This window comes from Pseudotenacibaculum haliotis, from assembly GCF_042684245.1.
Lineage (GTDB): Bacteria > Bacteroidota > Bacteroidia > Flavobacteriales > Flavobacteriaceae > Polaribacter > Polaribacter haliotis_A.
The window spans coordinates 71694-83345 of record NZ_JBHULH010000011.1; the positions used below are offsets into that span (position 1 = coordinate 71694).

11 protein-coding genes are annotated in these 11652 nt (G+C 33.7%); 5 read left to right on the forward strand and 6 right to left on the reverse strand.

From position 1 onward, the window contains the following. Window positions 1-720: 720 nt before the first annotated feature. The 3 genes from ACFSRZ_RS13980 to ACFSRZ_RS13990 are packed head-to-tail and all read right to left on the reverse strand — an operon-like array spanning window position 721 to window position 2662. Window positions 721-1182, reverse strand: a complete 462-nt coding sequence (locus tag ACFSRZ_RS13980; RefSeq protein WP_379667187.1) for a Na(+)-translocating NADH-quinone reductase subunit F — start codon at window positions 1180-1182, stop codon at window positions 721-723. A 36-nt stretch (window positions 1183-1218) separates the two neighbouring features. After that, entirely contained in the window at window positions 1219-1812 is a 594-nt protein-coding gene (locus ACFSRZ_RS13985) for a DUF6090 family protein (protein WP_379667188.1), read from the reverse strand. A gap of 25 nt (window positions 1813-1837) precedes the next feature. Continuing rightward, window positions 1838-2662 carry a DUF6090 family protein gene (locus ACFSRZ_RS13990; RefSeq protein ID WP_379667189.1) on the reverse strand — a complete coding sequence of 275 codons (825 nt, stop codon included), beginning with the start codon at window positions 2660-2662 and terminating at the stop codon, window positions 1838-1840. 150 nt (window positions 2663-2812) lie between these two features. Between ACFSRZ_RS13990 and ACFSRZ_RS13995 the strand changes: the two genes are divergently transcribed. Genes ACFSRZ_RS13995 through ACFSRZ_RS14010 form a run of 4 tightly spaced genes read left to right on the forward strand, consistent with a single transcriptional unit; the run spans window position 2813 to window position 5757 of the window. Beyond that, on the forward strand, window positions 2813-3679 hold the full coding sequence (locus ACFSRZ_RS13995; protein WP_379667190.1) for an alpha/beta hydrolase: 867 nt from the start codon (window positions 2813-2815) through the stop codon (window positions 3677-3679). After that, on the forward strand, window positions 3676-4467 hold the full coding sequence (locus ACFSRZ_RS14000) for an alpha/beta hydrolase (protein WP_379667191.1): 792 nt from the start codon (window positions 3676-3678) through the stop codon (window positions 4465-4467). Before ACFSRZ_RS13995 ends, ACFSRZ_RS14000 begins: the two co-directional genes overlap by 4 nt. A gap of 29 nt (window positions 4468-4496) precedes the next feature. Next, window positions 4497-5372 (forward strand): DUF4846 domain-containing protein, encoded by an 876-nt coding sequence (locus ACFSRZ_RS14005; RefSeq protein WP_379667192.1) that lies wholly within the window; start codon window positions 4497-4499, stop codon window positions 5370-5372. A gap of 19 nt (window positions 5373-5391) precedes the next feature. Next, window positions 5392-5757: a Na(+)-translocating NADH-quinone reductase subunit F gene (locus ACFSRZ_RS14010; protein WP_379667273.1), complete on the forward strand. Its 366-nt coding sequence runs from the start codon at window positions 5392-5394 to the stop codon at window positions 5755-5757. Between the two features lies 1 nt (window position 5758). On the opposite strand, the gene ACFSRZ_RS14015 is transcribed toward ACFSRZ_RS14010, so the two are convergent. Both ACFSRZ_RS14015 and ACFSRZ_RS14020 read right to left on the reverse strand, forming a co-directional pair. Beyond that, window positions 5759-8476 (reverse strand): DEAD/DEAH box helicase family protein, encoded by a 2718-nt coding sequence (locus ACFSRZ_RS14015; RefSeq protein WP_379667193.1) that lies wholly within the window; start codon window positions 8474-8476, stop codon window positions 5759-5761. 77 nt (window positions 8477-8553) lie between these two features. Continuing rightward, window positions 8554-9405, reverse strand: coding sequence for an OmpA/MotB family protein (locus ACFSRZ_RS14020; RefSeq protein ID WP_379667194.1), 852 nt, complete (start codon window positions 9403-9405; stop codon window positions 8554-8556). 131 nt (window positions 9406-9536) lie between these two features. Here ACFSRZ_RS14020 and ACFSRZ_RS14025 point away from each other — a divergent pair, with 131 nt between their 5' ends. Further along, window positions 9537-10520: an FAD:protein FMN transferase gene (locus ACFSRZ_RS14025; protein ID WP_379667195.1), complete on the forward strand. Its 984-nt coding sequence runs from the start codon at window positions 9537-9539 to the stop codon at window positions 10518-10520. On the opposite strand, the gene ACFSRZ_RS14030 is transcribed toward ACFSRZ_RS14025, so the two are convergent. After that, window positions 10517-11578 (reverse strand): helix-turn-helix domain-containing protein, encoded by a 1062-nt coding sequence (locus tag ACFSRZ_RS14030; RefSeq protein WP_379667196.1) that lies wholly within the window; start codon window positions 11576-11578, stop codon window positions 10517-10519. The genes ACFSRZ_RS14025 and ACFSRZ_RS14030 overlap by 4 nt on opposite strands. Window positions 11579-11652 lie beyond the last annotated feature (74 nt).

The window sequence follows — 11652 nt, forward strand, 5'->3', positions numbered from 1 at the left end:
TTTAGTTGAGTTAATACTTGTTTAGAAAACTGTTATTTGTTTTCTCTTGTTAAATACAAACAAATGCCGTATTTGACCAAAAAGCCGATAGTAAAATATCGGCTTTTCTGTTTTTCCACTTCCAACTTTAAAAATATCTAGTTATTTCTTTAGCCTCTTTTCATCTAATTTACTCTTTCTAGAATGAACATGGTAATAAAGAGAAAGATCATAATAGTAGCATTAAAAACTATGAAGATATTTTAACACTTAATTCGAAAAGAAACATAGTTTGGTATAGAAATGAACTTAACTCTATAATGCTAAGGGTATAAAATTTTGCCCTGTTACCTTTTGCAACCGTTAAAATTTTTCTCTGAGAAGAATCATCTCTACTATTGCGGAGTGAAAAAAGTAATAATGAAAAGATGTCCATTTTGTGGTTCTTCTATTAAAAGAAACGTTCTCTTGAAATTATTTCCAGCTTATAGAAATGATTTCTTCTATAGTAGTAGAATTAAATGTTTTTGGTTTTCATTATCCGCTAGATTTTCCTTAAAAAAAAGAAATATTAATAGTAATAAAAACTAAGTGCCAGTGTCGATGTTTTGTATCCATTTATGTAGACTCCCCGTTTTATTAGTGACATTTACTAATGCTGGCACTTTTAACATGTTTATTTTGGTGATAGTTGAGGGGCTAGAGCTGATTTGATGGAAGCTGGTCTTTGACCAGCTTTTTTTAACTTAAAATTTTTTCCAAAGAGTATTTTGGAATATTGTTTTCCTGTTCGAAAAGCTTGGAGTAATTCATCACATTATCCAAACCTTCCAACTCACATAAAAGACTTACAACAGCAAAGAGCCCTTGGAATAGCACATCTTTATCTCTTGGGTTTTGTGGTTTAGGATTGTAATGACAAAGAGGAGTTTCGAAACCACAGGCCATCAAAAAGACTTTTTCGATCTCTAATAATTCTTGAGGAGAATATCCATTGAACTTCCTCCCTAAACGTTGATGCACAGTACCAATATAATTTAACTGAAGAGAACCGTGTTCATTAGAAAGGTGTTTCCAAGAATCTTGATTGTCTAAAATATTCCCCACAGCACAAGCCGTACAATCTTCCGGATCCAATGTGTTGTTGTGATACGCATTGTACAGTTTTATCAAAGCTTGTTCTAATCTTAGTGGAGTATTCATCATCAGTCCTTTAGCTTCCTAAATATACGAAAGAAATTAGTTAGTTAGAGAATCTATTTTATGCAAGCATTTTTGAAATAATCGATTCAAGTCAGATTCGAAATAATACAAATCAACCATAGTCATGTTTATGAAAATAGCAATCTTTTTAAAGTTTTCAACTTCAGAAAAATCTTTGTTATATAACCCTTGAGAAGCCGTTTTTGAAAAGTCATTATAAGAACTCTGAAAAGTGTACAAAGTATTTAAAGACTCTAACAAATCGATGTCAATGTTTTTACTTACCCCAGTTTGAATGGCAGTTTGAAATGAAGATTCTTGCATTCTGGGAATACGCAAACCTCTCCAAAAACTAAGAGCGCTTTCTACTTCTTCTTCTGTTTTTGGAGTTTTGATTTTTTGTAATGTATCACTTACCATTTTATGATAGTCATACACTTGCTCTATCTTTTTCTGATTGCTTAAGATCTCTTTTTTGATCCGATCAATAGTCAACTGGGTAGCCTCTGTAGTTTTATTGGCTTCATTCCAGTTTTGTAGCTGTAAGGCAATTACAATTCCAACAACAATTAATAAGACTTCTCCTAAAGCATAAAGGAGATAGCTTGAAAACTTTTTTTCATTAGCCATGTTTGTACGTTTTTTTCGAAAGAGTCTAATCATAATGATTTACCATTTCTGGGGTTAATCCTAAGTATTTATCTATTTTTTCAATCAACAGTACGCCGGTTTCCAGCGTTTCTTCTACAAGCTCTAAATGAACAGTATTCAATAAGATATGAGTTCTCAAAGCATTTAATAAGCGTAAAATATTTTGAGGCTTTTTCAACTCTCCTTTTAAAAATTCATCTGTTTTAGCATCGTATTCTAAAAGTTTCTTTTGGTCTTTAGATAACGCTAACCCGTCCAAACTGGTTTGGCACAGATTATAGAATATAGGATGAATTTCTTTGTAATACACATTGTCATTATTATTCTTGATGTCTATATAATTATCCTCGCAAAAGAGATAATAATCTATAATATCAATACTTAGATCCTTGTTGTTAATCAAAGCCTGTTGACCTGATGAAACCAATTCTTGATAAGTATTATCTGTGTTGGGAAAATTATCAGCTAACAGCAATGAATTCAACTTATAATTCAAGCTGTCTATAGCAGAGAAATCTTGTAAATGCTGATAATCTTCTAAAATAGAAGTAGCAATTTTTAAACACCATTCATAGTTTTGTTTTAACTCTTTCAGATCGCCTTTTTGATACTCAATGTCTTCTACAATATTTATTAAATACCAACGCTCTTTTGTCTTGTTTTCTCTTTCTATATTCCAATTATTGAACTGTAGTGCGAGTAAAATTCCAATAACCACTAAAAGAATCTCACCTATAGCATAAAGAAAGTAACTCGAAAACTTATTTCCTGCCTTTTCTTTAGATTGGTTGAACAGTTTTTGACGAATTCGCCTAAAAAATTTAATCATAGTTATGGTTTGGTTAGTGAAACTATTAATAGAACAGTTTAGGGAGGTGTTGCAAAAGTCTGACTTCGTTAAAGTTACAATTTTTTCTATTTGTTTCGAATTTGTTTGAGGAACTTAAAATCCTTAGATTCGTTCATACAAACCAACAATATGGGCTGGATATCCTATTTGATCATTTTACTAATTGTTGTAGCTACCGTAAGTCTCTTTTTGTATTTCTTTCAAGAACGATTCTTGTTCCATCCGGAAAAGCTACCTAAGGATTTTGTGTTTCAATATGAGAATCAGCAGGTAGAAGAGTACAATTTAGAATTGGAAGACGGAGCCATTATCAATGGCTTGCATTTCAAATCAGAAAGCCCTAAAGGAGTGGTGTATTATCTGAAAGGAAACTCGAAAAGTATTAAAGGTTGGGGAAAGTTTGCCGTAGATTTTACCTTACACAATTATGATGTAATCATGATCGATTACCGGGGCTTTGGAAAGAGTACCGGAAGACTCAGTCAAGAAAGCATGAAGCGAGATGCCTTATATGTATATGATAGGATTAAAGAAAAGGTAAAAGAAAACAGGATTATCGTATATGGCCGCTCTTTAGGTACAGGGTTGGCAACAAAAGTGGCTTCTATGAACGATCCTAAAGCTCTGATTTTAGCGTGTCCTTATTTTAGTATGTCTAAAAATGTAAAAAGATATTTGCCATTAATCCCGTTAGGATTGGTAATGCGCTATCAGATGCCTACCTACAAGTGGATGAAGTATGTCAAATGCCCGATCAATATCATACACGGAACCAATGATCGTGTCATTCGATTCAATTCGAGTTTACGACTATCAAAACTAAAGCCTGAACTAACAAAATTATACCCTATTATTGGAGGAGGACATAAAGATCTACATAACTTTGAAAGTTACCACAAAGCATTACACGAAATATTAGGTCGCAAAAGAGAGATCACAATAGATAGAGAAAAAACCAGTATCGATTTTATACGTACCAAAAAGAAGAAGAAATGATCAAAAAGATTGTCTATGGAGTTCTCATTCTCTTAGGAGTGGGATTGTTGTTTTTTTATTTCTTTCAAGAACGGTTTATCTTTTTAAACGGTAAAAAACTGGCCAAAGATTTTGTGTACCAATTTCCACAAACATTTCAGGAAATTAATATCACAACTCAAGACAACGAAACACTCAATGCTTTGCATTTTACACAGCAAGACTCTAAAGGAGTGATTCTGTTCTTCCATGGAAACAAAGGGAATTTAGAACGTTGGGGAGCTATTGTTCCTTACTTGTTGGATTATGGTTATGATGTGTTGGTAATGGACTACCGAAACTACGGGAAAAGCACAGGGAGTTTTGATGAAGCAAAGATGTATGAAGATGCTTTAACAGTATATGACCATTTAAAAGACCATTATACAGAAGAACAGATCGTGGTATATGGTCGTTCTTTAGGAGCCACTTTCGCAAGTCATGTAGGAGCCAATAGAAATCCCAAGCATGTAGTATTGGAAGCACCCTTTTATAACCTAAAAAGAGCTACGCGAAACTTTTTTATACTGGCTCCAACCTTCTTGTTAAAATACAAACTACCTTCTGATAAGATAGTGCCTAAGATATCCGTTCCGGTTACATTCTTTCATGGAGATGATGACGGAACTACATCATTTGAAGAGTCAAAAGAGCTGTTTGAATTGGTAGGATCTCAACAAAAAGAGTTTGTAGCTATTCCTACCGGGACTCATCACAATCTAAAAGATTTTGATCTTTATAAACAAAAGCTTCAAGAGTTACTGAAATAATTTTCTGACTACTTTTTCGTTGTAGAGATATGAAAAAGAAATTACTCATCCTCTCTGTAATTATTGTTGTAGCTATAGTAGCTTTTACTCAGGTTAAACAAGCACGACCAACAGTAACGGCTATTAAGTCAGTTTTTATTACACCTAGTCTTATAGATAAAAAAGGAAAAACGATAAAAGCACGTGTGAAAGTTCCGAAAAATTATGAAAGGATTACTTATAAGCAGGGAAGCTTTCAAGAATTTATTCAAAACTATCCATTAAAATCGTATGGAGCCAAAGTGATTAATTACGATGGATCAGAATACTTCTATCAATCGGGGCATTTTGGAGTACTGGAAGTTCCCGTACCTAAAAACGGATTACAGCAATGCGCAGATGCATTGATCCGATTGCGGTCTGAATACCTATGGAAGATAAATCAACAAGATAAAATTGGATTTGAATTCACCAGTGGACATTACTGTTCTTGGAAAAAATATGCAGAGGGTTATCGTCCAAAGATCAAAGGCAATAAGGTCAGTTTTCATAAAACAGCTGCAAAAGATGTTTCTAAGGCGAATTTTTATCGCTACCTGAATCTTATCTACATGTACTCAGGCACACTATCATTATACAATGAGTTACCCAAAGTAACTTCTTCAGCTCAATTACAAGTGGGAGATATGCTAGTCTACCCAGGAACTCCCGGACATATTGTAATGATTGTAGATGAAGTAAAAAATGAGCAAGGAGAGAAGCGTTTTATACTGGCTCAAGGAAATACTCCGGCACAAAGTGTTCACTTGTTAAAAAATCCAAACGGACAAACTATCAACCCTTGGTACGAGTTAGAACCCAATGCTTATATTGAAGTTCCCGGCTATTATTTTGACAAGGCAAAGTTTATACGATTCAAAGATTAGTAAGTATCTTTGCAGCATGTTGCAAGCTTTAACGGAGCAAGAGTTACACAATCTTGCCATGAACATTGTGGGAAAGAAATTACAAGAGATGGGCTATGAGTTTGTCGCTGTAAACTCACAATTAAAAAGACATCCACAATTTGTACTGTACAAGAAAGGAGAGCCTACCATTTTTGTTTTGGTAAAGGCCACTAAGAATATTCAGAACCCTCAAGAATATGATGTGATCTGGATGGAAACTTTCAAAGAGCACGCTTTAAAATCGAATGCAAAAGTTTGGTTTGCAGGAGTAGGAATTGCTAATGCAGAAAGCGTAGACCTTCCTGTTTTTAAAGACCAACCTTATTATGTGGCTTTTGAAGACTTTCTGAAGATAACGGAATAAGCTACCTCCATTTATTAACTCTGTGAGTTTTGTTATTAAACTCAGAAGCTAAAGAGTTTACTCTTGATTTTAGTAAGATTTTTCGCCCTTTTATAGATCTTGTGTAGACTAATTCAGATTTGCCAACAAAATGATTCCAACGTCGGTGGAAAAATTGAGCAAAAGATTTTTTTCTTCCTATAGCATCCGGAACAGAATGATAATCTTTTTGAGAAAATAATTGTAAGAACAGTCCTTTACGTATGATAAGGTACCTTGGATTGTCAACAGTGTCAAAAACCTCTTGCATCGCACCAATGAATGTAGATTTTTCATAAGTAGTTCCGCCTTCTAAATGGCAAAAAACAGTTCCATTTTTTAATACATCAGTAACAACTTCTAAATCGGTTCTGTGAGTTTTAATTGCTTTTATTTTAATGAGGGCATCTACCATTGTAAGTCCAATACCTTGAATATCTTTGGAAATATCTCTGTACTTTATGTACAATCTCATTGTCTTATAAGTTTTTCTTCCAAAGATTAAAACTCCAAGAACTCCTATAAAAAGAAGGTAATATTTGAAATTTTCAGTTGAGTTTGTACCTTTTAAAAATTCACCCATTCCTTCCAAAGCCTCCAAAAGAAACGTTCCCAAACCAGAAAGCAAAGAAAAGGTTAGATTTCGAATAGTCTTTCTATAATAAAGAGATTTGACTTTACGGTACTCTCTTTGTGTGGGGAAAGGAATTTTAATTTCCTCTATCAAAGTTGTTCCTTTTTCTAAAGCAAGAGCCCATTTGTCTTTTAAAGAACTTCTCTGTTTGGCTTGAAGAAAAAACGCTTCATTGATCTTTTCAATATCTTTTTTGGAACGTATGTTGGAAGGGATTTTCAATCGATCGATCCCATTTTCTATATTAGGCTGATCGTCGTAAGAAACGCCAATAAAACTTTTAAATCGTCTTTTCAGTAGCTCCAAATCTTCTCCTCCATTGCTAGCTGATAGATCAACACAGGCCAAGTGCCATATATGACTTGTCTTTTTGGGTTCATTACTATTGGTTCTGATGGCTCTACCTCTCATTTGGTTAGAGAGCACATAGGATCCAACAAAACTTGCCAGTACTAGCGAGTTAATGGAGGGAGCATCCCAACCTTCCCCAAGCAAAGATTTTGTCCCAACAAGGCATTCAATATGACCTTCCTCGAAAACCTGAGTTATAATCCTTACGATATCATGTTTCAACTTTTCACTTGATCGGATAATTAAATATTGAGAATCGTAAGGCAGGCTTTTGAATGATTTTATGCTAATCTTAGCCTGTTTGCAGATCTCTTGAAACCTATCTTGTGCCGTTACAGGAATGATTACCAAAGAACCAGTAAGAACTCCTACTTTTAAATTTTGATCATTCTCTCTCCGTATTTTTTCGAAAATAGACATGACTCCAATTTTGTTTAGAACCAGAGAATTATGAGGTTCATTAACCAAGAACTCTTTTCGGATGTAATCTGTTAAAATAACCATCCTTAGATCATCACCTAATTGCTCATGTTCAAAATCTACAACCTTTTGAATATTCTCCAGTTTGCTAATACTAGTTTTTAAGTGCTTATTAATTCTTTGGTTGTAAACCAAATTGATGGATTTCCGTTCCAGAACTCCCGCTCTTTTGAGCTTATTTTTTAGCTTTTCTTGATGCTCTTCATATTGAATAGAGAAAGAATTTTCTTCATATAGATAAAATGAGAGAAGTATTTCCATCCAATCAGGAGTAAACTCCGGAATTTTGAAGTTTGTGTCGCCGATAACTTCTAAATGTGTTCTAGTAATAACTTTTCCTAGTGAATGAAGGAAGATCAAAATTGCAGAATAATATTCAATATTTGAATAAATAGTTTCCAGGTTGTTTAAAGGAACTTGATAAATAGGGTGGTTCTCTATTGCAGAAATAAATGCTGTATCAGTTTTAATTTCTTCAATGAGCGAATCAATACGCTGTCTATAACGCACTATTTTTTGAGCCTCTTCATCCGTTGGAGTGGAAAGAACAACAAAATCCTGATGAGGACAAAGATTGCCTTCAATAACCAGTTCAGGTACCGATATTTCAGTATCTACAGGCCCGTTTAGTTCCAAATATCTATGCCATTCAGCATAAGAAACATCGTAAGGAGGTGTAGCGGTTAGCCCAACAACTGTAGCCTGCAAAGATTCTTTAACTTCAGTTAATGAACGCCACCAAGCATTCTTTAAATGATGCGCTTCATCTACAACAATAGTACCGATGTTTTGTTCCAGAAGTTTTGAGATAACAGATTCTTTTGTACTGTCAGGTTCTTTTTCTTTCTCATCAGCTTGAATTTCTTCTTCGGGATCTTCTTCTGTTTCTTCTTCTCCTGATATAGCAGAATGCAATCCTTGGTAAGTAGAAACAGTAAGGAATTTTGGGTTTCTGATATCTCTTGATATCCAATCAGGAAAGTTTTCTGTTTGTAAGAACAATTCACACAATCGAGAGATCCACTGATTCTTGATAGCGATTGTTGGAGCCAAGATCAATGTAGGTTTGTTTAAGCGTATGGCTACCTCTAAACCTAAAACTGTTTTACCCGATCCCGGAGGAGCAATTATATGTAGATGATTGTCGGTTAAATGGTCATTCAATTCCAAAAGAACCCTTTCTTGATAGGCTCTCCAAGAATATTTGAATTTAATATCTTTTGGAAATTGGTTCAAGCTATTTTTTTTGATGCCTCAAGATATTAAAAAAAGCGCCTAATAGGCGCTTTCTCAGTATATAAATCAACTTTTAATTACTCAGCTTTTTGTTCTAACAAATCAAAGAATTGACCAATCTTAGGTAAGATAATGATCTTAGTTCTTCTATTCTTAGACTTATTGGCTGGGGAATCGTTTGGTGCTAGAGGTACATAACTACTTCTACCTGCAGCAATTAATCTGCTAGGCTTTACACCGTATTTGTATTGTAAGATTCTAGTAATAGCTGTTGCTCTTTTTGCAGAAAGATCCCAGTTGTCTTGTAAGATCTTGTTATCAGCTTTGATAGGAGTATCGTCTGTATGACCTTCTATCATTACATCCATTTCAGGTTGTCCGTTTACTACTGTAGCTACTTTTTCTAATACTTTGTAAGCTTTTTCAGTTACGTTGTAGCTACCACTCTTAAATAATAATTTATCAGAGATAGAGATAAAAACAACAGTCTTCTCTACATTGATCTCGATATCCTCATCATCAATTCCATCTTTTAATTCTTTTTTCAAATGGAAAGCTACTACAAGGTTCAAAGAATCCTTTTTAGAAGCTGCTGCTCTAATACGATTGATGTACTTGTCTTTTTTACTCAATTGAGCCAAAGTTTCTTTGATATTATCATTTGCTCCTTTGGTCAAAACAGTCAAGTTATCAACATATTCTAAAGTCTTTTGCTTATCTTTTTTAAGTTCTTCGATGTTGCTTTTAAGACTTACTGATTCTGACTCACATTTTTCTTTTTCAATTAAACATTTTGTCAAACTGTTCTTTACAGCTAACAATTCGTCTTTAGTCTTTTTATGCTGTGCCTGCAAGGCTGCGTAGTCTTTTTTAGAAACACAAGAACTTACCATAACAGCTGCTACTAATAATAGTGCTAATTTTCTCATTTTCTTGAACGATTGAATTAAGATTTACACAAAGTTAAAAATAATGACTCGAAAAAAACTTCGATTAACAATAATTTATGAACGATTTATGAGAACTTTAAAAGCTATCTTTGTAAAAGAAAATTTTAGATATGAAACCTCGATTTCTTTTGGTTCTTTTTGTGGGCGTTTTGAGTATAATTTCTTGTAAAGAAAATGCAGAAATTAAAGACCCTATTCGTTTAAAAGGAAGTGTGTTTGGAACTACCTACAGTATTATCTACTACGATGTACAAACAGATTTTAATAATGAGATCAATCGGTTGTTTGATAAGGTCAACAATTCTTTATCAACCTATATTCCTACTTCTGATATTTCTAAGATCAACAAAGGAGAGAAAGGAATTAAAGTAGATGTTTATTTTAAAGAGGTTTTTGCAAAATCTGAACGAATCTTTAAAGAAACAGACGGTTATTTCGATCCAACGGTAGGCGATTTGGTAAATGCCTGGGGGTTTGGACCTAAAAAAACGTTGAATGATCTAGACTCTGCTAAAGTGAAATCTTTAATGCAGTTTGTTGGTTTTGATAAGGTAACTATTGAAAATGATGAGGTAATCAAGCAGTTTACGGAAACTTATTTCGATTTTAACTCAATAGCAAAAGGGTATGGAATTGATGTGATTGCTCGTTTTTTAGAGTCGAAAGGAATAAAAAATTACTTGGTGGAGATCGGAGGAGAGATCAGAACTAGAGGCGCAAAACCGGAAGGAAATGAGTGGAAAGTACAATTAGACAACCCAAATACAGACGGTTCCAGATCGGCTTTCGATTACCTGACATTGAAAGATGAATCGATGGCTAGCTCAGGGAATTATAGAAAATTCCGAATTACTGATAATGGCGAAAAATATGTGCATACCATCAATCCAAAAACAGGATATGCCAAAGAAAGTAACCTGTTATCAGCATCAGTCATTGCTCAATTGGATTGCGCAGATGTAGATGCTTATGCCACAGCTTTTATGGCTATGGGATTGGAAAGAACAAAAGAGTTTTTGAAGAAAAAGCCTGATTTAAAAGTAATTCTGATCTATGCTGATGAAAAAGGAGAGCTGCAAGAATACAGAAACTAAGAAGTAATCTTCTTTTTGTATTGATTAGGAGTCATTCCTTCCAATTCTTTAAATACCCTAAAAAAGGTTGCTTTTGATTTAAACCCGCTTTCATTGGCTAGGCCAACCAGATCGTAATTCTGATACTGACTATTATGAAGTAAGCGTTTAAACTCTTCAATTCTATACTCGTTAATAAATTCATTATAGCCTTTTTTGTAAGTTTCTCTTAGAAGTTTAGAAACTAGACTTTTTTCCAGTTCTAATAGTTTGGAAAGTTTATCTAATGATAATTCCGAGTCGATATAAATTTTTTCTTCATCGAAAAGTTGCTGAAGGTGTTTTCTTACTGCTTTTTGTGTGGTTAAATCAACTCCCGATTCCTTTAATGATTTGGATAAAAAGTATTTTTTGAATCTGGGAATTTCAGTAATTGTATACAAAGACAAAACAAAGAAATGAGCAAAGAGTATAGGGTAGTGTATAAAGCTGTAAAAAAACTCATTAACTACGGGGTATATTCCCACAAAAGGAGATACATCCAGAATGGCTAAATCCTCTAAGATTAACATGGGCGTATCTAGAACTAAATACACAAATGTGATTCCTATAAACCAATGAAAACGTTTCTTTAAAGTTCCGCTAAGAATACTATTCACTTGTTTGTACACGCCATAACTCTTTACAGAATAGAAGAGTAAGAAAGCGTAAATGACAAAGGCGTAATATGGAAACTGGACAATATTATACGTTAAACAAAAACTAAAAGGAAGAACATAATGTTTTAAAAGCTCTTTAGAGTTGGTAGCACCTTCAAGTTGTAAACTTTTAAGATACAAATACAAAGTAGGACCAAAATAAATATAACTGGCTACAATGTGTAGTGATTTGTTTAGATACCAATTATTCAAATCATAAGAAAAGAAAACATTGTAGGTGTAAACAATCAATAAACAAGAGTAGGCCAATAGTAAATTTCGAGTTTTTAACTCAAAAATATTCAACACAATACCCAAGAAAAGTTGTGCAGAAACGACAATTTGAATTGCCAGATAAATGGTGTCCCAAGTGATGTTCATTGAGGGTAATGGGTGTTTTTTGTCTTAATTGTATATATGAGACTTTCTAATTCTGGACTCAATACTGTAAAAAT